This window comes from Curtobacterium sp. MCLR17_036 (genome assembly GCF_003234445.2).
Classification (GTDB): Bacteria; Actinomycetota; Actinomycetes; order Actinomycetales; family Microbacteriaceae; genus Curtobacterium.
This window is the reverse complement of sequence record NZ_CP126269.1, coordinates 262,917-286,780: the sequence shown is the minus strand read 5'-3', so window position 1 is coordinate 286,780 and position 23,864 is coordinate 262,917. Positions and strand designations below refer to the sequence as shown.

Annotated in this window: 24 protein-coding genes; 10 read left to right on the top strand and 14 right to left on the bottom strand. The window is 72.5% G+C overall.

Annotated features, from left to right (window positions below; all coding sequences use genetic code 11):
- Positions 1–350: 350 nt before the first annotated feature.
- Positions 351–824, bottom strand: coding sequence for a MarR family winged helix-turn-helix transcriptional regulator (locus DEI99_RS01450; RefSeq protein WP_258369371.1), 474 nt, complete (start codon positions 822–824; stop codon positions 351–353).
- A 64-nt stretch (positions 825–888) separates the two neighbouring features.
- On the opposite strand from DEI99_RS01450, the gene DEI99_RS01445 reads away from it, so the two are divergent.
- The 4 genes from DEI99_RS01445 to DEI99_RS01430 all read left to right on the top strand — a co-directional run bounded on the left by DEI99_RS01445 (position 889) and on the right by DEI99_RS01430 (position 4,865).
- A complete protein-coding gene (locus DEI99_RS01445; protein ID WP_111041650.1) occupies positions 889–1,416 on the top strand; it encodes a phenolic acid decarboxylase in 528 nt (175 codons plus the stop codon).
- Entirely contained in the window at positions 1,416–2,192 is a 777-nt protein-coding gene (locus tag DEI99_RS01440) for an alpha/beta hydrolase (RefSeq protein ID WP_111041651.1), read from the top strand. The genes DEI99_RS01445 and DEI99_RS01440 overlap by 1 nt, the downstream gene beginning before the upstream one ends.
- 227 nt (positions 2,193–2,419) lie before the next feature.
- On the top strand, positions 2,420–4,246 hold the full coding sequence (locus DEI99_RS01435) for a glycoside hydrolase family 15 protein (RefSeq protein WP_111041652.1): 1,827 nt from the start codon (positions 2,420–2,422) through the stop codon (positions 4,244–4,246).
- 13 nt (positions 4,247–4,259) lie between these two features.
- The gene (locus DEI99_RS01430) at positions 4,260–4,865 is read left to right on the top strand and encodes a DnaJ family domain-containing protein (RefSeq protein WP_111041653.1); all 606 of its coding nucleotides are present in this window, start codon (positions 4,260–4,262) and stop codon (positions 4,863–4,865) included.
- An 821-nt stretch (positions 4,866–5,686) separates the two neighbouring features.
- Here the strand turns inward: DEI99_RS01430 and DEI99_RS01425 are convergent.
- Positions 5,687–6,367, bottom strand: coding sequence for a hypothetical protein (locus tag DEI99_RS01425; protein WP_111041654.1), 681 nt, complete (start codon positions 6,365–6,367; stop codon positions 5,687–5,689).
- A 199-nt stretch (positions 6,368–6,566) separates the two neighbouring features.
- Between DEI99_RS01425 and DEI99_RS01420 the strand changes: the two genes are divergently transcribed.
- The 4 genes from DEI99_RS01420 (at position 6,567) to DEI99_RS01405 (ending at position 11,330) form a co-directional block, all read left to right on the top strand.
- The gene (locus tag DEI99_RS01420; protein WP_111041655.1) at positions 6,567–9,023 is read left to right on the top strand and encodes a phosphoketolase family protein; all 2,457 of its coding nucleotides are present in this window, start codon (positions 6,567–6,569) and stop codon (positions 9,021–9,023) included.
- A 298-nt stretch (positions 9,024–9,321) separates the two neighbouring features.
- Complete coding sequence (locus DEI99_RS01415) at positions 9,322–10,005, top strand: fumarylacetoacetate hydrolase family protein (protein ID WP_071254133.1); 684 nt, start codon at positions 9,322–9,324, stop codon at positions 10,003–10,005.
- A 157-nt stretch (positions 10,006–10,162) separates the two neighbouring features.
- Positions 10,163–11,146 carry a sugar phosphate isomerase/epimerase family protein gene (locus DEI99_RS01410; RefSeq protein ID WP_181434422.1) on the top strand — a complete coding sequence of 328 codons (984 nt, stop codon included), beginning with the start codon at positions 10,163–10,165 and terminating at the stop codon, positions 11,144–11,146.
- A 10-nt stretch (positions 11,147–11,156) separates the two neighbouring features.
- Positions 11,157–11,330, top strand: coding sequence for a hypothetical protein (locus DEI99_RS01405; protein WP_181434423.1), 174 nt, complete (start codon positions 11,157–11,159; stop codon positions 11,328–11,330).
- 54 nt (positions 11,331–11,384) lie between these two features.
- Here the strand turns inward: DEI99_RS01405 and DEI99_RS01400 are convergent, their stop codons facing one another.
- From DEI99_RS01400 to DEI99_RS01375, 6 genes are all read right to left on the bottom strand, one after another.
- Positions 11,385–11,714, bottom strand: coding sequence for a hypothetical protein (locus DEI99_RS01400; RefSeq protein ID WP_111041657.1), 330 nt, complete (start codon positions 11,712–11,714; stop codon positions 11,385–11,387).
- Entirely contained in the window at positions 11,711–12,280 is a 570-nt protein-coding gene (locus tag DEI99_RS01395; RefSeq protein ID WP_146247105.1) for a hypothetical protein, read from the bottom strand. Before DEI99_RS01395 ends, DEI99_RS01400 begins: the two co-directional genes overlap by 4 nt.
- Positions 12,277–12,891 (bottom strand): RNA polymerase sigma factor, encoded by a 615-nt coding sequence (locus DEI99_RS01390; RefSeq protein WP_258369373.1) that lies wholly within the window; start codon positions 12,889–12,891, stop codon positions 12,277–12,279. Before DEI99_RS01390 ends, DEI99_RS01395 begins: the two co-directional genes overlap by 4 nt.
- A gap of 182 nt (positions 12,892–13,073) precedes the next feature.
- Positions 13,074–13,238, bottom strand: a complete 165-nt coding sequence (locus DEI99_RS01385; RefSeq protein WP_181434424.1) for a hypothetical protein — start codon at positions 13,236–13,238, stop codon at positions 13,074–13,076.
- A gap of 146 nt (positions 13,239–13,384) precedes the next feature.
- Positions 13,385–15,910 (bottom strand): ATP-dependent DNA ligase, encoded by a 2,526-nt coding sequence (locus tag DEI99_RS01380; protein WP_111041659.1) that lies wholly within the window; start codon positions 15,908–15,910, stop codon positions 13,385–13,387.
- On the bottom strand, positions 15,907–16,797 hold the full coding sequence (locus DEI99_RS01375; protein ID WP_111041660.1) for an SDR family oxidoreductase: 891 nt from the start codon (positions 16,795–16,797) through the stop codon (positions 15,907–15,909). The genes DEI99_RS01380 and DEI99_RS01375 overlap by 4 nt, the downstream gene beginning before the upstream one ends.
- A 134-nt stretch (positions 16,798–16,931) precedes the next feature.
- Here DEI99_RS01375 and ku point away from each other — a divergent pair, with 134 nt between their 5' ends.
- Entirely contained in the window at positions 16,932–18,041 is a 1,110-nt protein-coding gene (ku, locus tag DEI99_RS01370; RefSeq protein ID WP_111041661.1) for a non-homologous end joining protein Ku, read from the top strand.
- Here the strand turns inward: ku and DEI99_RS01365 are convergent.
- The gene (locus DEI99_RS01365) at positions 18,038–18,547 is read right to left on the bottom strand and encodes a DUF6328 family protein (protein WP_111041662.1); all 510 of its coding nucleotides are present in this window, start codon (positions 18,545–18,547) and stop codon (positions 18,038–18,040) included. The two genes, ku and DEI99_RS01365, sit on opposite strands and share 4 nt — an antisense overlap.
- A gap of 69 nt (positions 18,548–18,616) precedes the next feature.
- Here DEI99_RS01365 and DEI99_RS01360 point away from each other — a divergent pair, with 69 nt between their 5' ends.
- Positions 18,617–19,228, top strand: a complete 612-nt coding sequence (locus DEI99_RS01360; protein ID WP_111041663.1) for an antibiotic biosynthesis monooxygenase — start codon at positions 18,617–18,619, stop codon at positions 19,226–19,228.
- Here DEI99_RS01360 and DEI99_RS01355 read toward each other — a convergent pair.
- Genes DEI99_RS01355 through uriT form a run of 5 tightly spaced genes read right to left on the bottom strand, consistent with a single transcriptional unit; the run spans position 19,225 to position 23,863 of the window.
- Positions 19,225–19,851, bottom strand: coding sequence for a TetR/AcrR family transcriptional regulator (locus tag DEI99_RS01355; RefSeq protein ID WP_181434425.1), 627 nt, complete (start codon positions 19,849–19,851; stop codon positions 19,225–19,227). The two genes, DEI99_RS01360 and DEI99_RS01355, sit on opposite strands and share 4 nt — an antisense overlap.
- The gene (locus tag DEI99_RS01350) at positions 19,848–20,561 is read right to left on the bottom strand and encodes a DUF998 domain-containing protein (RefSeq protein WP_111041665.1); all 714 of its coding nucleotides are present in this window, start codon (positions 20,559–20,561) and stop codon (positions 19,848–19,850) included. The genes DEI99_RS01355 and DEI99_RS01350 overlap by 4 nt, the downstream gene beginning before the upstream one ends.
- Positions 20,562–20,577: 16 nt before the next feature.
- On the bottom strand, positions 20,578–21,525 hold the full coding sequence (locus DEI99_RS01345) for a Ppx/GppA family phosphatase (RefSeq protein ID WP_111041666.1): 948 nt from the start codon (positions 21,523–21,525) through the stop codon (positions 20,578–20,580).
- Positions 21,526–21,575: 50 nt separating this feature from the next.
- A complete protein-coding gene (locus tag DEI99_RS01340; RefSeq protein WP_111041667.1) occupies positions 21,576–22,436 on the bottom strand; it encodes a ribokinase in 861 nt (286 codons plus the stop codon).
- Positions 22,433–23,863 carry a uridine transporter UriT gene (gene uriT / locus DEI99_RS01335; RefSeq protein ID WP_111041668.1) on the bottom strand — a complete coding sequence of 477 codons (1,431 nt, stop codon included), beginning with the start codon at positions 23,861–23,863 and terminating at the stop codon, positions 22,433–22,435. The genes DEI99_RS01340 and uriT overlap by 4 nt, the downstream gene beginning before the upstream one ends.
- Position 23,864 lies beyond the last annotated feature (1 nt).

Here is a 23,864-nt window from a genome sequence, read left to right as displayed (position 1 = left end):
GTCGTCGCCGGACGTGGCGGACGGCAGGAGGCAGTACAGACGAACGCCCCGGGCCGGGTGGGCACGGGGCGTCGGGTGACGTCGCGTGCCTACGCGGGATAGCGGAGGGACCAGAGCTGCTGCTGTTCGCGCAGCACACTGCCCGCGGCGAGCTGGAGCTCGACGCGGTTCTCGTTGTGCTGCACGGCGCGCATGCGCGGTCCTTCCGGTGGTGCCCGGGGCGGGCGGTGTCGTCGGTCCGGTGTCGGCCCGACGGCGCTGCCGGGCGGCGTCGGAGCCGACCGGCAGGAGCACGACAATAGTGCGACACGCCCGGGGTGCACAAGTGCGACACGCCCGGGACGCGTTGTTCAGCCTGCGCTGTGCTCGTCCAACCGGGCCCGCAACCGACCGAGCGCCGGCACCGCGGCCGCGAGCGCGCGCTGGTCGTCGGCGGACAGCGACGCCATCGCGTCGACGAGCACCCGCTCGGCGGACTCGTCGTAGTCGGCGAGTCGCCGTCGGGCCAGGTCGGTCAGGCCGACCTCGGTGCTCCGGCCGTCCCCCTGCGCGAGGCGCCGGTCCACCAGACCGTCCCGCTCCATCGCCGCGACGAGGTTGCTCACCGTCGAGCGGGCCAGCCCGAGCGCCCGGCCGAGCGCCGTCGGACTCGACCAACCCGCGTCGTCGAGTCGCCGGAGCACCTCGATCTGCGCGTCGGGGATGTCCGGCAGGGCGACCGACCGCCGGGCTGTCACGAGCAGCGTGCGGCGGAAGGGCCCGATCTCCGCGCTCAGCCGCCGCGCCACCTGCGGCAGGTCGGGTCGGTCCGGTCGTTCGTCCACGTTCACAGGGTAGTCACCGGAAGTACGCTTGCAACAAACGCACTTCGGGAGCAAACTCGAGTGCATGGACATCACCACCAGCGTCGAGCACCCCGTTCCCGAGCAGGACCTCTCCGGCATCGTCGGCCACCGGTTCATCTACACGTACGCCAACGGCTGGCAGTACGAGATGTACGTGAAGAACGCCACGACCATCGACTACCGCATCCACACCGGCATGGTCGGCGGCCGCTGGGTCAAGGACCAGCAGGTCGACCTCGTCACCCTCACCGCCGGCGTCTACAAGGTGTCGTGGAACGAACCGACCGGCACGAGCGTCGTCGTCACCGTCGTCCCCGGCGAGCGGGTCCTGCACGGCACCATCTTCTTCCCGCACTGGGTCGAGGAGGACGGCAGCAAGACCGTCCTGTTCCAGAACGACCACCTCGACCGCATGCGGGAGTACCGCGACCAGGGCCCCACCTACCCGATCTACGTCGTGCCCGAGTTCGCCCACATCACCCTCTTCGAGCACGTCGGCGAGGACGACGAGACCGTCGTCGACACCGCCCCGGGCGACCTGCCCACCGGGTTCGCGGACCGCAGCAACTGATGCCGACCCTCGTCCCGATCACCCTCGAGCACCGCGGCAGCACGCTCCGCGGCTGGCAGCTCGGCAGCGTGCCGAACGAGGGCCTGGCCCCCGTCGCCCTGCTCGTGCACGGCTTCGGGAGCACCGACACCGGCGGCCAGCAGCTCTTCGTGCAGACCGCCCGCACCCTCGCCGACCACGGCGTCACCGTCCGCTCGTACAGCCGCCTCGGCCACGGCACGAGCGACGGCGAGTTCCTCGACGTCACCATCGGCGACGAGGTCGAGCAGGTCGTCGCGATGATCACCGCCGCCGCGCAGGACGCCCGCGGGCCGGTCCACGTCGTCGCGCACAGCCTCGGTGCCGTCGAGTCCGCCATCGCCGCGGGCCGCGTGCCCGACCTCGTCGCGACGCTGACGCTCTGGTCCCCGGCAGGGGTCGTCGTCGACGACATCGTCGAGCACGACGAGATCCAGGGTCAGCCCCTCGCCCCCGCCCGGGAGCAGGGCTGGTTCGACTTCGGCGGCACAGCGCTCGGCACGGCCTTCCTCGACGAGGTCACGGCCGGCCTCGACGTCTACGCGACGGTCGACCGGTACACCGGCCCCGCGCAGGTCGTGCACGGCACCGCCGACCAGATCGTGCCGCTCCGCTACGGCCAGCGCTACGCCGACGTCCTGCCGGACGCGACGTTCACCGCCGTGCCGGACGCCGACCACGGCTGGTCCTCCGTCCCGTTCCGGCGGACACTGCTCGAACGCCTGGTGGCATTCGTCGGGTCGGCCGGACAGGGCTGACGCCCGTCCCGTTCCGTTCCGTCGGTCCTGCTCCGTCTGCGCGTCGGCGTCGCGCTGTCGGCCCGGCTCCGGCTGCGGAGCGGGGCGGCGTCGGTGCTGCGTGGGTACGGCGTCGGCCCGGCTCCGCCCTCGCGCGGCCGGGGCCGGCCGGGAGGCTCGGTTCGCGCTCCGGACAGCGGGGTACGCCCGCCTGATGGTCGGGCCGGGGCCGCGGGCACTCTGGGAGCATGACCGAGCGCACGCGAGACACCCCCGACGCGACCGACAACGAGGAGCGCACCGACGGGTACGTCCCGCTCCGCTCCTACGGCGCGATCGGCGACGGGCGGACCGTCGCGCTCGTGGCGCTCGACGGGCGGATCGACTGGCTGCCGATCCCGTCGATGGACTCGCCGCCGGTGTTCGCCAGCATCCTCGACGCCGAGCACGGCGGCCACGTCGCACTCCGGCCCGTCGGCGACGCCGAGGTGTCCCGCGAGTACTTGCCCGGGACGAACGTGCTCGTCACCACCTGGACCACCCCGACCGGCACCGTCACCGTGACCGACGCGATGGTGACCGGTGTCGCCGGCCGGCTGCCGTGGGCCGAGGTCGCCCGCTGCGTGCAGGGCGTCGACGGCACGGTCGAGCTCGAGTGGGCCGTCGTGCCCGGCACGTTGCTCAACACCACCGAACCCCGCCGGCTCGACACCGGGAACGGTGCCGTCATCGGCATCGACGGCATCACCATCGCGATCGTCGAGCAGGGCTTCGAACCGGTGCACGACGACGGCCCGCGGTTCTCCGGCCGTTTCAGCACCACCGAGGGGTCGAAGCACATCCTGACGATCGTCGGCACGCACGACGAACCGATCTTCATGCCGAAGCCCGAGAGCGCGCTCGCGGCGATGGACCGCACGATCGCCAACTGGGCGACGTGGTCCGAGGAGTTCTCCTACGACGGCCCCTGGGCCGAAGCGGTGCAGCGGAGCGCCCTCGCCCTCAAGCTGCTCATCTTCTCGCCCACCGGCGCGATCGCCGCGGCGCCGACGACGAGCCTGCCCGAGGACCGCACCGGCGGCAAGAACTGGGACTACCGGTTCGCGTGGGTGCGCGACCTGTCGTACACGGTGCACGCCCTGACCCGCTTCGGCCTGCGCGAGGAGACGCACGCCGCCGTCTCGTGGGTGATGCAGACCATCGCGCAGCACGACGAGGACATGCCGATCTTCTACGGCCTCGACGGCTCGAAGAGCAACGACGTCGAGGAGCGCGACGTGCCCGGCTGGCGCGGCATCGGCCCCGTGACCGTCGGCAACCGGGCCGGCGACCAGCTGCAGCTCGGTGTCTGGGGCGACGTCTTCGAGATCCTGCGCCAGTACGTCCGCGCCGGCAACGTCCTCGACCGGAAGACCGCCTCGGTCCTGCAGGAGCTCGCCGACGACGCGTGCCACCGGTGGGAGGAACCCGACTCCGGCATGTGGGAGCTCGAGGAGACCCAGCACTACGTCTCGAGCAAGATCGGCTGCTGGCAGGCGCTCGACGCCGCCGTGGAGCTGCACGACGCCGGCATGATCGACGGCCCGCGTGACAAGTGGTCCGAGAACCGCGAGCTCATCGAGCAGTGGGTCGCCGAGCACGGGTGGAACGAGGAGCTCGGCCACTACGTCATGTACGAGGGCAGCGACAAGCTCGACACCTCGATCCTGCTCCACGCGATGAGCGCCTTCGACCGCGGACCGCGCATGGCCTCGACCATCCGCGCCATCGAGGACCAGCTGCAGCGCGGCCCCCTCGTCTACCGGTACTCCGGCATGGACGAAGAGGAGTCGCCCTTCGTCGCGTGCTCGTTCTGGCTCGCCGCCGCGATGGCGTGCACCGGCCGGACCGACGACGCCCGCACGCTCATGGACGAGATGGTCGGCCAGGCGAACGACGTCGGCCTGTTCAGCGAGATGATCAGCGAGGACGGCTCCTTCATGGGCAACATCCCGCAGGGGCTGTCACACCTGGCGCTCATCCAGGCAGCGCTGACCATCGAGGAGGTCGCTGGCGAGGAACGCTCGTCCGAGTGATCATGGAACGGCCATGAACGACGTCGATGCACGGATGGACCGGTTGCGCCGGGCCGCCCGCTACCGCTACCAGCAGCTGGTGGACAGCGAGATCGAGCGCGGCACGCTCGACCCGGACGAGGTGCGCGAGGAACGCCGGCTGCTCCAGGCGGCCGACGTCGCGGCGCACGCCCGCGCCCGGGTCGAGGAAGCCGAGCGACGGGGGGTCTTCGAGGGGAACCCGTACCACGGCAAGCCCCTGCCCTCGAACGACGGCCGCCACGACCCGGACTGGTGGATCCGGCAGAAGATCGAGCGCGAGGACATCCGGGGGATCGCCCCGCCCGCACTCGCCCTGCGGACCGAGGACGCCGGCCTCGACGACGCCCTCGACGCGCTCAGCATCGAGTCGGACGTACGCGACGTCCTCGAGGACTTCAACGCCCGCGTGAAGGAGGCCCGACGCCAGCTCCTCGGCGGCCCGCCGGTCGTCACCCCGCTGCGGGACGTGGACGCCGAGATCACCGCCTGGCTCGAGCGCCGGCAGGAGCGGCAGGCCGCCGACGCCGCGGCCGCGGCCGCCCGTGCCGCCGCGGAGCAGGAGGCCCGCCCGCGCCGGTGGTGGCGCCGGCGCCGCTGAGACGCGGTGGAGGCTGGCGCGTGTCCGTTCCCATCGCACGTGGGATGGGTAGCTGTTCCGCGCGGAGGGGGGCGGAACGAGTGACTCCGACCCGCGGAACGTCTCACCACGCGCGGGATGCCTGGCGGTGTTGCGGTGGCGGTCCGTCGTGGCGTGAGGCGACGGCCGCGATACTCGGGACCGGCGAGCCCACGGTGCTGACGGTCCTGGTTCGCGACGAGCGGGTTTCGGGAACCAGGACCGTCAACCGTCGATGCAGACGTGCCCGCCGCTGCTGCTGCTCGGCCGTGCAGACGCTGGAGCGGGAACCGTCGTCGCAGTCGTGGTTCGCCGGGCGGAGCCGGGGGCGTGGTGACACGATCTAGTCATTGACGGTCTTGGTTCGTGGGGTCCGGGTTTCGGGAACCAGGACCGGCAACCGTTGATGCAGATGTGCCCGCCGCTGCTGCTGCTGCTCGGTCGTGCAGCATGCTGGAGCGGGAACCGTCGTCGGAGCCGGGGTGTGGTGACACGATCTGGTCGTTGACGGTCATGGTTCGTGGGGTCCGGGTGTCGGGAACCGGGACCGTCACGGCGTGCTGGTGGTCCCGGAGTGCGCAGGGTTCGGGTGGATATTCCTTCCCATCGCCCGTGGGATGGGAAGGTGTTCCGCGCGTTGGTGGCCGGAACGTCGGGCTTCCTACGCGCGGAACGTCACACCATGCGCGGAACGACTACCTACGCGCGGAACAGCACCTGCAAACCACCGCCCCGGGGCGCGCGGAAGGGCCGCCCCGGTTGCCCGGGGCGGCCCTTCGTGGTGGTGTGGTGGTGCGGGGGTGTTACTTGATCTGGGCGGTGATGGTGGCGGTGCCGACCAGGAGGCCGCGCTTGACGGCGTCGGTGCCGAAGGTCTTGTTCAGCAGGCCGGCAGCGTCCTCGCTGATGTGGACGGTGGTGCCGGTGAGGATGGCGTTGTCGCCCTCGAGCTGGAGGGGCTTGAGCGAACCGCCCCAGAGCTCGAACAGGTACGCGTTCGACGCGGCGACCTTGCCGTTGACCAGGACGTCGCCGTAGAGCTTGGACGAGCCCGGGTTCACGACGAAGTTCTCGAGCGTGACGGTGGTGTCGCCGGCCTTGAGGGTCAGGCCGGAGTCGTCGTGGTTGAGCAGGCCCTGCACGTAGGGGCGGTAGTTGCCGTCCGGCGACCAGTACGTGACCGAACCGGCCGTGATCGGGAACGACACCGACCCGTCGGCGAGGGTCGCATCGCCCGAGACGCCGGGGGTGAGCTTCAGGGCGGTGAGGGCGTCGGTGAAGCCGGAGTCGAGCTTCACGGCGGTGGAACCACCGAGGACCTCGGGCACCGACGCGACCGGTGCGGGGACCTTCGACTCCGACGACGACACCGTCTGCACGTTCGGGGTCGCGGCCTGGGCGGAGGAGATCCCGAACGCCGCGCCACCGAGGACGAGAGCGCCGGTCGTGGCGAGGGTGATGCTGGTCTTGAGGCTCTTGCGCATGATGTGGATCCTTTGCTCTGAGGGGCACTCCGGCCGGGGGCCGAACGAATGCTTCTGTGCGTACGCTGAACACCGGCCGTTCGAGACCGGAGAGCGCCCTGGGCTTTTGCCCTGTGCAAGTGATTCGGTACCCCGCGCGGAACGGATTGGGGGAACTTTTCCTGGGCTTCTCCGACCACCGGGTTCGTACCGTGGGGGCATGGCCGCAGCACACATCCACTCCACCGACCGACTCCGGGCGATCGACGCCTGGTGGCGAGCCGCGAACTACCTCACGGTCGGGCAGATCTACCTGCTGGACAACCCGATGCTGGAGCGGCCGATCGAGCCCTCCGACGTCAAGCCGCGACTGCTCGGGCACTGGGGCACCTCGCCCGCCCTGAACCTCGTGTACGCGCACTGCAACGCGGTGATCGCGGACACCGGTCGGCAGTTCCTCTACGTGTGCGGCCCCGGCCACGGCGGCCCGGCGATGAACGCGAACGCCTGGCTCGACGGCACGTGGGGCGAGCTGTACCCGGACCACGACCTGCAGCGCTTCTTCCGGCAGTTCTCGTTCCCCGGCGGCATCCCGTCGCACGCCGCGCCCGAGACGCCCGGCTCGATCAACGAGGGCGGCGAGCTCGGCTACTCCCTCGCGCACGCGTACGGCGCCGCACTGGACAACCCGGACCTGGTCGTCGCCTGCGTCGTCGGTGACGGCGAGGCCGAGACCGGTCCGCTCGCCGCCTCGTGGCAGGCGCACACCTTCCTCGACCCGGTGTCCGACGGTGCGGTGCTGCCGATCCTCAACCTGAACGGGTGGAAGATCGCGAACCCGACCGTGCTCGCACGCATCCCGGAGGCCGACCTCACCGCGTACTTCCGCGGGCTCGGCTACGAGCCGCTCATCGTCGACTCCCGCCGCGTCGACGACGACCCGTTCGCCGTGCACGCCCTGTTCGAGGGCGCACTGCGTCGGGCCCTGGCGAGCATCGACGACATCCAGGCCGCCGCCCGCGCCCAGGCCGAGCGTGCAGCCGCCGGCCAGCCCGCCGGTGCCGCGGACCTCCGCCCGCGCTGGCCGATGATCGTGCTCCGCACCCCGAAGGGCTGGACCGGTCCGAAGGAGGTCGACGGCGAGCGCGTCGAGGGCACCTTCCGCGCGCACCAGGTGCCGCTGCCCGCGGTGCGCGAGGACGATGCACACCGCGCACAGCTCGAGGAGTGGATGCGGTCCTACCGTGCCGACGAGCTGCTCGACGACGCCGGCCACCCCACGGGCATCCTCACGTCGATCCGGCCGACCGGGGAGACCCGGATGAGCGCGACCCCGCACGCGAACGGCGGTCGCATCCGCACCGCGCTCGACCGTCCGTCGCTCGAGCCGTACGGCGTCGAGGCGGGGTCGACGGCCTCGGCCACCGGCACCCTCGGCCCGTGGGTCGCTGAGCTCATCAGCCGCAACGCGTCGTCCTTCCGGCTGTTCGGACCGGACGAGACGATCTCGAACAAGCTCGACGCCGTGTTCGACGTCACCTCGCGCGTGTGGCGGGCGCAGCGGTCCCCGGACGACGATCACCTGTCCGCCCGCGGCCGCGTCACCGAGGTCCTGTCCGAGCACCTGCTCGAGGGGATGCTCGAGGGCTACGTGCTGTCCGGCCGCCACGGCATCCTCAACACGTACGAGGCCTTCGCCCACATCATCGACTCGATGGTCGGCCAGTACGCGAAGTGGCTCGAGTCCGCGACGGACATCGACTGGCGCGCCCCCGTCTCGAACCTGTCGATCCTGCTGTCGTCGCACGTGTGGCGGCAGGACCACAACGGCTTCTCCCACCAGGACCCGGGCTTCCTCGACGTCGTCGCGTCGAAGCAGCAGGACCTCGTCCGCATCAAGCTGCCGGCCGACGCGAACACGCTGCTCGCCGTCGCCGCGCACGCGATGGAGACGACGGACCGGATCGAGGTGATCGTCGCCGGCAAGCACCCGGAACCCGTGTTCCTGTCCCTCGACGACGCGGTCGCGCACGCCGCCGCCGGCCTCGGGGTCTGGGACTGGGCCGGGACCGAGCAGACCGTCGGCCGGGTCGACGTCGTGATGGCCTGCGCCGGCGACGTCCCGACGGTGGAGGCGATCGCGGCCGTGGACATCATCCGGCGGCACGCCCCGGGCGTCGGCGTCCGCGTGGTCAACGTCGTCGACCTGCTCGCCCTCGGCGACCCGCGCAAGCACGAGCACCCGATCCCGGACGACCGGTACGACGAGCTCTTCCTGCCGGGGACGCCCGCGGTCTTCGCGTTCCACGGGTACCCGTCGCTCGTGCACCAGCTGACGTACCGACGGAACGGGCACGACGACCTGCACGTGCACGGGTTCCTCGAGCGCGGGACGACCACGTCGCCGTTCGACATGCTCATGCGCAACGAGATGGACCGGTTCGCGCTCGCGCACGACGCACTGACGCGGGTCGACGCCGACGCGCACGCCGACCTGCTCGCGACGCTGACGGACGCCCGCGAGGCGGCCCGGACCCACGCCTACACGAAGGGCGAGGACCACCCCTCGGTCGACGGGTGGGAGTTCTCCGGCTGGCCGCAGGACGAGCCTGCGTCCGGCGGGACCGGCGGTGACCCGGGCGAGGGCGAGACGGAGTCGGCGGCACCCGGCAACTGACGGGTCGCCTCCGCCCCGGGTCCGGTCGTCCACGGTCGGGAGGTCCGCCCCACGCTCCACAGGACCGGTCACCGCCACCGCGGGGCCGGTCCTGTCCCGTCATCGTGGGTGCACGACGACGGGATGGGTGCGTCGCACCACGGGCCGCTCGTGCGGGCGACGGGCGCCGAGGAGCCACTCCGACAGGTGCGCACCGAGCGGCGCGGACGGCAGGAGCGCGCTCGCGCACGGCGCCTGCGGTACGCGGCGTCCTCCGGCGAGGGCTGACAGCGACGCCACGGACTGCCACGCTGGGATCGTGACCGACCTCGTGATCCCGGCCCCGGGCCTCCCGACCGTCCCGACGACCACCGGCGGGCGGTTCCCCGTGCGCCGCGTCTTCTGCGTCGGACGGAACTACGCCGCGCACGCGCGTGAGATGGGCCACGACCCGGACCGTGAGCCGCCGTTCTTCTTCTCGAAGCCGGCCGACGCGGTCGTCGTCGACGGCGCGGACACCCCGTACCCGCCGGCGACCGAGCGGCTCGAGCACGAGGTCGAGCTCGTCGTGGCGATCGGCGTGGGCGGGGCCGACATCACGGAAGCGCACGCGCTCGACCACGTCTGGGGCTACGCCGTGGGGCTCGACCTGACCCGTCGCGACCTGCAGGCCGAGGCGAAGCGGCTCGGCCGCCCGTGGGACGCCGCGAAGGGCTTCGACGCGTCGGCGCCGATCGGTGCGATCACCCCGGCCGCGGGCGTCGACCCCTCGGCCGGCGCCGTCGAGCTGCGCGTCGACGGCGCCCTGCGGCAGGCGGGCGACCTCGCCGATCAGATCTGGTCCGTCGGGGAGACGATCGCGGCCCTCTCGCGGTCGGTCGCGCTCGCTCCCGGTGACCTCGTCATGACCGGCACGCCCGAGGGGGTCGGCGTGCTCCGCCGCGGTCAGGTGCTCGACGGCACGATCGCCGGGGTCGGAGCGGTCCACACCCGGATCGTCTGATGCACGTGTCCGGCGTGTGACGACGCGCTGGGAGCGTTCGCAGCCGCGAGGCGTACCCATGGTCTCGACGTCGGGTGGGGATCGGGACGTCGACGGACACGGGGCAGCGCACCGCAACGACGCGGCCGCCACTGTTCCGGGACTACGGAGGTACGCCGTGCTGGAACACGATCTGCTGGCGACGTCGTGGACGTGGGCGGGCGACGAGAGCATCCGGGACCGCGTGCACGCGGTCGGCGCGGCCGGGTTCGCCGGGCTGTCGCTGTCGCTCGACGACCTGCACGAGGTCCGTGCGACGACCGGCTTCGCCGAGCTGCGACGCATGCTCGACGGCGCGGGCATCGTCTGGGTGCAGCTCGGTCCGCTGGACCGGTGGTGGACCTGCGCGAGCCGGACCGCCGACGACGTCGCCGACCGCGGTGTCGTGCTCGAGGCCGCGGCCTCGCTCCGCGCGTGGCAGGTCGTCGTCCGGGCCGACACCTCGCTGCCCGGAGCCTCACCGGTCGCCATGGCCGAGGACTGGGTCGCCCTCGCCGGACAGGCCGAGACGGTCGGCGCGCAGCTCGTGCTCGAACCGGAACCGTGGTCGAACCTGCCGACGGTCGAACGTGCCTCGCGGTTCGTGGCCGGCGCCGGGCACCCGAACGGCGGGCTCCTGCTCGACGCGATGCACGCCCTGCGTGGCGGGTCGACCCTCGCCTCGATCCGGCAGGGCGTCGCGCCCGCGACCCTGGCCGCGGTCGAGCTGAGCGACGGACTGCTGCACACCCCGTCCGGCATGACCCTGGCGCAGGAGTCCCAGCAGGCCCGGTACCTGCCGGGGGCCGGCGCGTGGGACCTGCCCGGCTTCGTCCGCACCGTCCGCGACCTCGGCTTCGACGAGCCGTGGGGCGTCGAGGTGCGCACGCCGGCACACCGGGCGATGCCGATCGCCGACGCCCTGCGGACCGCCGCGGCGGCGACCCGTGCGGTGCTCGACGCCGCGGATGCCTTCGGCACGCCGGCCGCCCCGCCGATGCCGTCCAGCCCGGCTCCCACCTCGGCGGTCGACTTCGAGCCGCCGCACCGTGCCGACCCGCGCCGCCTCGGCGGACCGCTCGACGGTCGCCGCCGGGACGCCGACACAGGCACGCCCGCGTAGTCTCCGGCGCATGAGCGACCAGCCAGCAGACGACGCCATGCTCCGCCGCGCGCAGGAGTCCATCGACGACGCGAAGGCCGCGGCGGCCGACGTGGTCGAGCCCGAGGAGGACACCCTCGTCGACGAGGGTGCGCCCGTGGCCGACCACGCCGAACCCGCCGACGGGCCGGCTCCCGCCGCCTGACACCGACCGACCACCGGAGCGCCGGGTCCTTTCACGGGCCCGGCGCTCCGGCGTTCAGTCGATCTCGACGGCCCGGACGGTCAGGTGCGCCGGTGGTCCGCCGAGGACGTCCACCACGGTCGTCCGGACCGTGTCCCGCACCTCCCGCAGCACCGCGGTCGTCGGGAGCCCGCGGTCGACGGTCACGACGACACGGACGACCGGTCCGTCGTCGCCCTGTCGGACGAGCACCGCTGCGCCGTCACGCGGTGTGTCGAGGGCCGTCCGGACGTCACGGACGAGCGTCGCGAGCGCCGGCCCGGGCGGCACGACCGACCGCACCCCGGGCACGGCGAGCACCGCTGCGGTGAGCGTGCGGGACGCTGCCCGCAGGTCGGCGCTCACGGGGTGCCCCCGGTCATGACGTCGGCGACGCGGACCACCAGGGTCCGGACGGTGAAGGGCGCGTGCGTCCGCAGCGCCTCGGCGATCGCGGCGCGGAGCGCGTCGGCCCGTTCGGGGACGGACGCGTCGATGGTCGTGACGACGGTGACCTCAACGTCGACCGGTCCCCCGGGCACGGTCAGGTCGCCGGTGAACCGGGTCCGACGGACCAGCACGCCGGGGAACGCGTCGCCGAGGCTCCGGACGAGGCCGCGCAGCGCGCCCTCGGTCACCACGAGGTCCGACGCCGGGTCGTCGTCGGGCACCGGGATGTCCCGGCCGGCGTGCGCCGTCGTCCGGATCGCCGCGAGGACCGAGGTGATCCACGGCTCGTCCTCGTCACCGTCGGTGCCCGGGTCGAGCAGCTCGCGCGACGCCGAGCGGAGCGCCTCGAGCCGTTCCAGGGCGCTGACCGCGTCGGGGTCGCCCTCGATGTCGGGGCGGAACGGGTCACGGTGGGCGTCGAGGTACTCGGAGAGCTCGTCGAGGGTGAAGGCGCCGTGACGGTCGTCGGTGTCGTCGGTCATCGCCACACCTCCATCTGCTCCATCACCCGGCGGCGGGCCCGCGCCAGCAGCCCCCGTACGCTCGTCGCCGTCAGCCCCGTTGCCTCGGCGATCTCGGCGTAGGGTGCGCCACCGATCTCCCGCATCACCCAGACCGCGCGCTGCGCGTCCGGGAGAGCCTGAACGATACGCGCGAGTTCCTGCACCTGGAGCCGCGTGGCGACCACCTCGTCGACGGCCTGTTCCGAGGCGGAGTCGACCACGGCCTCCAGGTCCGCGTGCGGGTGCCGTCGACGCAACCGGTCGAGGGCCTTGTTCGCCGTGATCCGGAACAGCCAGGTCCGGACCCGGTCCGGGTCCTCGACCCGGTCGATCCGCTGCCAGGCCTGCAGCGCGGCCTCCTGCACGGCGTCGTCCGCCTCGCCGTCCCCGTGTCCGAGGATGCGTGCGGCGTACGCGCGCATGAGCGGGCCGTAGCGCCGGATGAGCACCCCGAAGGCCGCGGTGTCACCGTCGGCGCTGCGTTCGACGAGCGAGGCGTCGGTCAGCGCGGACAGGGACTCGTCGCTCGCCACGGGCGGCTCCTCATCACGGATCTCGGTCGTCAGCGTGACGAATCGGGTCGTCGTCACGTCTTTAGTTTCGTGCCTACCAGGTGCGCGTCAGCGTGCCTGGTGCGAGCGCGTCGTGGCCGGCCGCCCCTGAACGGTCGGTCACGACGCTCCGGCGGCCCGTGCGCTCCCTGATCCGACGCACGGGCCGTTCTTCATTGCCCCACCGTGCTCCGGCGGGCCTGCGTGGCGGCACGGGTTCGTCAGTCGTCCTCGTCCACGAGGAAGTCGGCGTACGTGACCTCCGGGACCGGGGTCGGGATCGGGTCCGTGCGCTCGCCGGACGCCTCGGCCGTCGGCTCGGCGTCCGTCGCGACGGCCACGCGTTCCTCGGCGTCGTACGGCGGCAGGTACTTGCTCGAACTCATCGCGGTGCCCCTTCGTCCCGGCGACCGTAACAGCGCCGGGCGTCTGCGCAGCAGGCGTGCACCGTGATCGTCCCCCGCCGAGGGCCCGGACGGGGGACGGAAGTTCGCCGACGGCGGACCCCATGCGAACGCATCCGTGCGCGGGCTCAGGGTTCGCGCGTGACGTCCTCCGGGTCCTTGTCGGGGCGCCAGCCGCGCCAGGAGGCCTGCCGGAGACGGCCGTCACCGGTCCACTCGGCGAACTCGACCTCGCCGACGTGCTTCGGCGTCACCCACTGCGCGTCGCGCGCATCGACGCCCGGCACGTCGACGAACGGCGACGTCGTGCGGGCGAGCGGTCGCAGCACCGCGGCGATCTCGGCGAGGTCGCGGTCGCGGAACCCGGTGCCGACCCGGCCGACGTACTGCAGGCCGTCGGGCCCGGGCACGCCGAGCAGCAGGGAGCCGACGCCGCCGGCCCGTCGCCCGTTCCCGGGGCGCCAGCCGCCGACCACGACCTCCTGCGCGGCGTGGTGCTTGAGCTTCAGCCAGGCCTCGGACCGGCGGCCCTCGGCGTACCGCGACGACCGTTTCTTCGCGACGACCCCCTCGAGCCCCTGCTCTCGTGACGCTGCCATCACCGCGTCGAGGTCACCCGACACCGCGGGCGGCACGTCGATCGCCCCACCCGGTTCGACGACGGTGGTGAGCGCCTGCCGGCGGGCGTCGTACCCGAGTCGCGTGAGCTCGTGCCCGTCGGCCTCGAGCACGTCGAAGAGCAGGAACCGCACGGGTGTCGTCTCCTGCGCGGCGCGGACCTCGCGCGCCTTCGTCAGACCCATCCGGTTCTGCAGCAGCTGGAACGACGGTCGCCCGCGCTCGTCGACGGCCACCACCTCGCCGTCGAACACCCCGTCGACCCCGGCACGCTCGGCCAGCTCCTGCAGCTCCGGGTACTGCGCGGTCAGGTCGTTGTCGTTGCGGCTGCGGAGGGTCACCGACCCGTCGCGCACGGTCGCGAGCGCCCGCACGCCGTCCCACTTCATCTCGAAGGCCCAGTCCGCCGGGTCGAGCCGCGGCGTGCCCGAGGCCGCCGTCGCCTGCATCGTCCGACGGTCGGACGGCGGGGTGTCGGCAGCGGCAGCCCCCGTGATCCGCCGCCGTCCGTCGCGGTGCCCGGCGTCCGCTCCGTCGTGCGCCGCGTCGCCCCGCCGGTCGGTCGGTCGGCCGGCGCCGTCCGCCGCCCGGTCCGGCTGCTCCTTCGTGCGGTGGATGAGCCAGTTCTTCTCGTCGCCCCCACCCCGGCCGCGGGTGTGCAGGAGCGCGAGCCGTCGCACGCCGCCGGCGCGGCCGTGCAGCGTGACGATGACCTCTTGTCCCTCGCGCCACTTCTCGAGCTCGTAGGTGCCGTCGTCCCAGAGGGTCACCGTGCCGCCGCCGTACTCGTCGTGCGGGATCGTGCCCTCGAACGAGCCGTACTCGAGCGGGTGGTCCTCGGTCTGCACCGCCAGGTGGTTCTTGCCCGGGTCCGTCGGTTCACCCTTCGGCAGGGCCCAGCTGACGAGCACGCCGTCGTGCTCGAGCCGGAAGTCGTAGTGGTCACGCGTGGCGTGGTGCTCCTGGATGACGAACGTCGGTGTGCCGTCCTTCCGCACCGTCGGCGCGCCCGCCGGCACCGGTTCCGGGGTCTTCGACGCGTCACGCTTCGCCCGGTAGGCGGCGAGCCGGTCGCGCGCCGGCTGCTCGGCATCGTTCGCGCGCTCGGTCCGGTCGCTGTCCCAGTGACCGTGGTCGTCCCGCCCGACGGCCAACGAGGCGGAGGCGACCGGGTGCAGGAAGTCCCCACGGGCCTCCAGGCGTTCGAGGACCTCGTCCAGGGTGAGCTGCGCGAGTCCCGCCTTCTCGAGCTCCGCCCAGGTGCGGGGTGCAGCGACCGTCGGCCGGTCACGGCCGCGCAGCGAGTACGGGGCGATCGTCGTCTTGTTGCCGTTGTTCTGCGACCAGTCGACGAAGACCTTGCCGGTGCGCTCGGCGCGGCTCATCGACGACAGCACCAGGTCGGGCAGGTCCGTCTCGAGGGCCTTCGCCAGCTCGTGCGCCACGTCCGAGACGTGCGCCGTCGTGGAGCGACCGTCGAGGGCGGCGTACAGGTGGATGCCCTTCGACCCCGAGGTGACCGGGTACGGGTCGAGTCCCATGCCGTGCAGGATCTCGCGGGCGGCGAGCGCCACCTCGACGCACTCCGGCAGCCCGACCCCTTCGCCCGGGTCGAGGTCGAGCACGAGCCGGTCCGGGTTCTGCTGCCCGCCGCGGGGACCGAACCGCCACTGCGGCACGTGCAGCTCGAGCGCCGCCTGCTGCGCCATCCACACCAGGGTCGGCAGGTCGTCGACGATCGGGTACTCGTTGTCGTGCTCGGTGTGGTGGATCGTGTGGTGGCGGACCCAGTCCGGCGCGGAGTCCGGCAGGTTCTTCTCGAAGAAGACCTTGTCGCCGACGCCGTTCGCCCAGCGCTTGCGCGTCACCGGGCGGTCCTTGACGTGCGGGATCATCCACGGCGCGACCCGCTCGTAGTACTCGATCACCCGCCCCTTCGTCGTGCCGGTCTCGGGGTAGAGCACCTTGTCGGTGTTCGTCAGCGCGAGCCGACGGTCCCCCACCAGCACCACGGTCTTCCGGGCGGCCGGGCTCACAACGCCACTCCGGTCGCTCCTGCCACGGTGAGGGTGGTGCCGGACGTGTACGACGACTCCGGCCCGGCCAGGTACACGTACGCGCCGCCGAGCTCGACGGGCTGGGCCGGCCGGCCGAACGGCGTGCCCACGCCGTAGTGCGCGATCTCGTCGCCGGGGTAGCTGATCGGCTGCAGCGGCGTCCACACCGGCCCCGGCACGACCGTGTTCGCGCGGATGCCCTTCGGTGCGAGCTGCCGGGCGAGGCCGTTCGTGTACGTGATGATGGCGGCCTTGGTCGCCGCGTAGTCGATCATCCGGTCCTGCGGCTGGTAGGCGGACACCGAGCTCGTCGTGACGATGGAGCTGCCGGGCGCCAGGTGTGGCACGGCCGCGCGGACGAGCCAGAACAGCGAGTACACGTTGACCTTCATCGTGCGGTCGAAGTCCTCGGTCGACTGCTCGGTGACGTCCTCGTGCACCTGCTGGTGACCGGCGACCAGCACCAGCGAGTCGAGCCCGCCGAGCTCGCTGACGGCGTCGCGCACCAGGGTCGCGCAGAACGCCTCGTCGGTGAGGTCCCCTGGCAGCAGCACGGCCTTGCGCCCGAGGTCGCCGATGACGTCCCGCACCTGCTCGAGGTCGTCGCGCTCTTCCGGCAGGGCGTTCAGTGCGACGTCGGCGCCCTCCTTCGCCATGGCGATCGCCGCGGCCCTGCCGATGCCCGAGTCGGCGCCCGTGACGAGGACGCGGTACCCGCGCATCCGTCCCGTGCCGAGGTACGTCGTCTCGCCGTGGTCCGGCGGCGGGTCCATCGCTCCGGCCAGGCCGGACCCCTGCTGCGTCTGCGCGGGGAACGGCGGGCGGGCGAACTGGTCGCGTGGGTCCTGCTTGTCGAGCTGGCTCATGCGCCCATCGTGCTCGCGTCGGCCGCTCCGCGGTCCAGCGAGGCCGGATCTGTGGACGGTTCCGCCGGACCGCGGACCTGTGGACGACCCGACCACTCCGGGCGCTCCGACCGGGACCCGGGCATCATGAGCGCATGAGGTCGATCTGGAAGGGCTCCATCGCGTTCGGGCTCGTCAACGTGCCGATCAAGGTGTACGCAGCCACCGAGACGCACGACGTGTCCCTGCACCAGGTCCACGACGAGGACAAGGGCCGCATCCGGTACAAGCGGGTGTGCGAGTTCGGGCACGAGGTCGAGTACGCCGACATCCAGCGCGCCTACGACGACGGCGAGAAGACCGTCGTGCTCACGGCGGACGACTTCGGGCAGCTCCCCGAGGAGCAGTCGCACGAGGTCGAGGTGCTCGAGTTCGTGCCCGTCGAGCAGGTCGACCCGATGATGTTCGAGAAGACCTACTACCTCGAGCCCGACTCGCGCTCGCCGAAGGCCTACGTGCTGCTGCGCGAGACGTTGGCGACCACCGACCGCCTGGCGATCGTGCAGTTCACCCTGCGCCAGAAGACCCGGCTCGGGGTGCTCCGCGTGCACGACGACGTCATCCTGCTGCAGGGGCTGCTCTGGGGCGACGAGGTCCGCGCGGCGGAGTTCCCGGCACTCGACACCTCGGTGAAGGTCAGCGCGAACGAGCTGAAGATGTCGTCGTCGCTCGTCGAGAGCATGTCGACGGACTTCGATCCCGACCGCTACACCGACTCCTACCAAGAGGAACTGCAGCAGCTCATCGACGCCAAGCTCGAGGCCGGCGACGACGTCGACACCGAGCAGACGTTCGGCGCGAAGGACGACGAGGACGACGAGGGCGAGGGCGGAGACGTCCTGGACCTGATGGCCGCCCTGCGTGCGTCCGTCGACAAGAAGCGGTCGGGAGGCTCGGGGTCGCGTTCGTCGTCCGCCTCGCGTTCGTCGTCGGGTTCCGAATCGGGCACGTCCGGCTCGACGAAGCGGGCCCCGGCCCGGAAGACCCCGGCGAAGAAGACGAGCACCGACAAGACGAGCACCGAGAAGACGGGTACCGAGAAGACGGGTACCGAGAAGACGGGTACCGAGAAGGCCCCCGCGAAGAAGGCACCGGCGAAGAAGGCACCGGCGAAGAAGCCGGCAGCCAAGAAGGCACCGGCCGAGAAGACCACCGGGAAGACGACGGCCGAGAAGACGACGGCCGAGAAGAAGCAGGCCAGCTAGTCGTCGTCGGTGTCGCGCCGAGTCCGCCGGACCGCGAGCGGCACCGACACCCACAGCGCTGCCGTGCCGAGGGCGACCGCGACCCCGCCGAGTACGCCGCCGATATCCCCGACGACCACGTCGAAGACGAAGAGCACGGTGCCGGCGAAGAGCAGGGCGCTCACGATGAGCGTCGCCAGCAGGATGACGTTGCCCACCCGGACCAGGTCGTGCTTCTGTCGCTGCCGGAACACGAGTCGGTGCGTCGCGACCGCCGACAACGCCGTGACGGTGACCAGGACCGCCAGGACGACCAGCACGAGGTAGACCGCCCGCTGCCCGACGTCGAGCGTCGTGAACCGCTGTTGGAACGGCAGCGTGAGGAGGAACCCGGCCAGGATCTGGGTGCCGGTCTGCACGATCCGGAGTTCCTGCTGGATGTCCGCCCAGTTCCGGTCCCACCGTTCGGTCGGCGTCTCGTGCCGCCCGCGCTCGGTCGACCTCGGGTCGCCGTCCGCCTCGCTCATGCCCCGAACCTACCGAGCCGCGACCCCGGTCGACACGAACCGGTAATACGGGTCGGCGACACTGGTCCCATGACTCCAGAAGAGCCTGGGGCCGCACCGACGCCACGAGCGCTCAACGGCCCGCCCGTCACCGTGTCCATCACCCGGCTGGTCGAACCCGACCGCATCCCCGACGTCACCCGCTGGGTGCAGTCCGGGGTGAACCTGGCCAACCGCTACCCGGGCTTCCTCGGCTCGGGGTGGGTGCGCTCGCACGCGACGAGCCGCGAGTGGCACATGCTCTACCGGTTCGCCGACCACGACTCCCTGGCCACGTGGGAGAACTCCGACGACCGGCTCCGCTGGCTCGACCTCGGCCGCGACCTGGTCGTCGAGTCCCGCGTCGAGCGGCGCACCGGCATCGAGGGCTGGTTCGACGTCCCGCAGGACGCCCCGGCCTCGAGCGCTCCCCCGCGGTGGAAGCAGGCGGTGAGCATCTGGCTCGGCTTCTTCCCGGTGAACCTGGCGTTCACGTACCTGATGGCCTGGCTCGTCCCCGCGTTCGCGCACGTCGCGATCCTGCCCCGGGTGCTCGTCACGACGCTCGTGCTCACCCCGATCATGACGTTCTGGGTGCTGCCGTTCGTGACGAAGCTGATCCGCCCGTGGCTGCTCGCGCCGCCGCGGTCCGAGCGGACCTAGCCGACCCGGCCGACCTCGCCGGCCGCGTCCGGGAACCCGCCGTCGTGGCCGAGCGCGTCCCAGGCCACGCGGAGCACGTGCGGGCGGGCCTCGGCGGCCGAGGCGTCGCCCTCGTACGTCAGCGCGAGCATGACGATCGCCCCGAACGCCCCGGACACCCGGGCGCGACGGTCGAGCGGGGTCGCCGTGGGGTCCCCGGGGTCGGTGCCGAACAGCTCGAGCAGCGTCGCGGCGACCGGCACGAGCCGTGTCCCGACGTCGTCGCCGCGGTGCAGGGTGAACGCGGCGAGCGCGAGCTCCGCCCAGCCGGGTCGGGCCAGCGCGAGGTCGGTGATGCCGGCGAGCGCCGCCGCGTCCCGTGCGGGCCCGACCGGCAGGTCGCGCACCGCCCGCAGCACCGCCTCGGTCTGCGCCGCGCACTGGGCGAGCGCCGCCTCGACGAGCAGGTCCTTGCTCGTGAACCGCGCGAGGACCCCCGCCTTCGAGTACCCCGAGCGGTCGGCGACGGCCTGCACCGCGGTGTCCTTGATGCCGCGGCGGGCGATCAGACCGGCGACGACGTCGAGCACGTCCCGGTCGACGTCCTCGCTCGACGGACGCCCACGACGGGGCCCGGCGGTCACGCGCGCTCCGCCGATCGGCGGCGGACGGCCCCGACGAGCAGGACGGCGCCGGTGAGCACCTCCCACGCGATGATCGTGTACACGGAGCCACGTTCCCACACCCCGTCGGGGAACACGTCGACCGCGCTGGTCGACGAGTCGACGACGAGCATCACGAGGGCGACGAGGCCGAGGACCCCGAGCACGGCGCTCGCCACGCGGTACCCGCGGGTGGCTCCGGTGCGCCGGCCGGACGCGGCGGCGACGATCGCCACGACGTTGCCGGTCGTGATCGCCGCCGCGGCGCCGAGCACGTGGAACGCGATGGTGCCGTCCTCGGTGCTCGCCTGGCTGCCGTGGAACGACCCGACCAGGACCATCCCGACCAGGTGGACCGCGCCGAGGACGACCGCCGTCACCCGGGCCCTGCGGGACGCGCCCCGGAGCAGCACGGCGGCGAGCACCGTGGCGGCGCCGAACAGCACCCCCTGGCCGACGAAGGTCGCGTTCATCAGTCCGTGCAGCGGCGAGTCGATCGCCCGGCCCTGGAACGAGCCGACGTCGGGGACGCCGAGGTCGGAGATGTAGTTGGTCGCGTAGCTGTAGCCCGGCCAGGCCGACGCCGAGACGGCCTCGCCGGTGAGCCAGCCGAGCCCGGCGACGAGCCAGGCCACGGCGGGGACGACGAGCCCGCGGTGCACGGTCGACGGGATGGTGTCCGTTCTGGTCATTCCCTGACCATAATGGTCAATTCTGGGAACCGCCCAGGACGGAGAGCTGGTCGAGCCGCTCGAGGATGACGCCCTCGCGGAGCGCCCACGGGCAGATCTCGAGCGCCGGCAGGTCGAAGATGTCGAGGCACGCCTCGGCGACGAGGGCACCGGGCACCACCTGGTGCGCGCGGCTGGCGGAGACCCCGGGCAGCGTCGCGAGCTCGTCCACCGACATCGTGAGCAGCTCCGGCAGCCGCTGCCGCAGCACGGCGCCGTCGAGCACACGCGGCACGAGCGGGCCCGCCGCGGACGGCGCGGCGCCGCAGATCCGCGCGATCGACCGGAACGTCTTCGAGGTCGCGACGGCACGGTCCGGCCTGCCCGAGCGGAGCAGGCGCCCGGCGTCCCGGGCGATCTCGACGCGGATCTCGTGCCGGATCCGGCGGACGTCATCCTCGGTCGGGGTGCCCGCCGCGAAGTACGCGCGTGCGAGCCGCGCGGCGCCGATGGGCATCGACCACGCGACGTCCGGTGCCTCGTCGGCTCCGCCGGCGATCTCGAGCGAGCCGCCGCCGATGTCGAAGACCGCCAGGCGCCCGGCGGACCAGCCGAACCACCGGCGCACGGCCAGGAAGGTCAGGCGCGCTTCGTCCCCGCCGGACAGCACCGCGAGTTCGACGCCCGTCGACGAGGCGACGTGGGCGAGGACCGCCTCGGAGTTGACGGCGTCCCGGACGGCCGAGGTGGCGAACGCGAGCATGTCCTCGCACCCGCGCTCCTCGGCGACGCGGACGGCGTCGGCCACGAAGGCCGTCAGCGCGTCGACCCCCTCGGACGTCACCGCGCCGGCGGCGTCCAGGTGCTCGGCGAGCCGCAGCGGCTGCTTGAACGAGGACGCCGGCAGCGGCGCGGCGCCGCCGTGGGCGTCCACCACGAGCAGGTGGCCGGTGTTGGACCCGATGTCGAGGACTCCCACGCGCATGGCACCACGGTAGTGGCCCCGTCGGACGGGCCCGGCCCAGGAGGCACGGTTCAGCCCCGCAGGAACGACTCCAGTTCCGCGGTGGTCGGGTACGAGGCCTGCGCGCCCGCCTTCGTCGCGGCGTACGCCCCGACACCGACCGCGAACCGCGCGGCCTCGACCAGCGGGTCCCCAGCGGCCAGGCGGAGCGCCACCGCACCCATGAACGCGTCGCCGCAGCCCGTGGTGTCCACCGGGTCGACCCGGACGGCGTCGATCGACATCGGCGCGGCGTCACCGTCGTGCACGACGCAGCCCGCGCCGCCGCGGGTGATGATGGAGCGCGCGACGCCGTGCTCGCCGAGTTCGGCGGCCTCGTGCTCGTTGACGAGCAGGACGTCGGTCAGCTCGAGCAGTTCGGCGGGGACGGCGCCGAAGGGCGACAGGTTCGTGAGCACCGTGACGCCGGCGGCGTGCGCGGCCCGGGCTGCCGCGAGGACGACGTCGACCGAGACCTCGAGGCAGAGGCCGAGCACGCCGGCGTCGTCGAAGGCGTCGGCGGGCACGTCGTCCGGCGAGAGCGTGCCGTTCGCGCCGGCGGAGATCACGATGGTGTTCTCGCCGGCGCCGTCGACCGTGATGACGGCGGTGCCGGTGGCCACGCCCTCCCGGACGGCGACGTGCGTGGTGTCCGCACCCGCAGCCGCGACGGAGTCGCGGAGCAGTGCACCGTTCCCGTCGTCACCGACCGCACCGATCATGCGGACCGTGCCCCCGAGCCTCCCGGCAGCCACCGCCTGGTTGGCGGACTTGCCGCCGGGCAGGATCGCCAGGTCGGACCCGTGCAGGGTCTCGCCGGGCCGGGGGAAGCGCTCGGTCCGGACCACCAGGTCCGCGTTGAGCGATCCGACGATCACGATGGTCTGGGTCACCGGACGGTCTCCTTCTGCGGGGCGGCGGACGTGGTCTCGGCGCCCTCCGGTCGGGGGATGAGGAACGAGACGGCGAGTGCGACCGTCGTGATCGCGGCCCCGAGCAGCATGCCACCGGAGTACCCGGCGGTGCCCGCGGACCCGCCGACCCCGAGCGCGATCTGCAGTGCCGGCAGGACGGCGAAGCTGACCCCGGCGCCGAGGTTGAACGCACCCGCGTTCAGACCGGGCAGGAAGCCGGGGTTCGACTCCGGCGAGAGCACGATGCCGAGGCCGTTCAGGATGATGTTCGCGATGCCGGCGTACGTGATGCCGATCAGGACGGTCGCGGTCACCAGGACCGGCAGCGAGTGCACGCCCACGAGCGCCATCAGGACGGTCGAGACGATGCTGCCGATCAGGCCGACGCGGAGCACGGCCCGGTAGCCGATGGTCGGTGCGAGGCGTCCCGCGAACGGACCGACGATCCAGCCGACCAGCGCGTACGGGGTGAGGAACACGAGCGACGCCAGGTCGGGTTCCATGCCGAAGCCGGCGTCGCCGTTCTGCGCCAGCGACGTGACCAGGCCGTTGACCACGGCGAAGACGCCGGTCATGGTCAGGAACGTCGTCGCGAGCAGCGCCCAGGTGGCACGGCGCTTGAGGAACCGGGTCTCGACCAGGGGCTCCCGAACGCGCGACTCGACGGCCCAGAAGACCGCGAAGGCGGCGAGGGCGACGACGATGCCGCCGACCACGAGCACCGGGTTCGCGGCACCGAGCTTGCCGGCCTCGTTGAACGCGGTGAGCAGCGCGCCGACGCTCACCACGAGGGGCACCACCCCGATCCAGTCCATCCGGGTGCCGGCGGACGGCTTCGACTCGACCCCCCAGACGGCGACGAGTGCCAGCGCGATCACGGTGACGAGCGCGATGACCCAGAAGATCCCGCGGAAGCCGAAGTTCGTGGCGATCCAGCCGCCGGCCAGGGCGTCCACCCCGGCGATCCCACCGTTCACCGCGGTGAGCAGGCCGAGTGCGGCGCCGTAGCGCTTCGGGTCGCTGATCTCGTTGCGCAGGACGAGCAGGCAGATCGGGACGACCGGACCGGTGACGCCCTGGATGATCCGGCCGGCGAACAGCATCGGCACGTTCACCGCGAGCGCCGCGACGACGCTGCCGACGAACATCACGGCGAGCATCCCGAGCAGGACCCGCTTGCGGCCGACGATGTCGGACAGCCGCGGCAGGAACAGCGAGAACAGCGCCGCCAGCGTGAAGTACAGCGTCTGCGAGAGCCCGATGGTGGCGTCGTCGGTCCGCAGCTCGCGCGCCATCGTGACGAGCGCCGGACTGAGCATGCTCGCGTTCAGCTGGAACGCGATGCACGCGGCGAGGAGCGCGGCGGTGAGGGCGCCGATCGACTTCGTCGTCGATGAGGTGGTCATG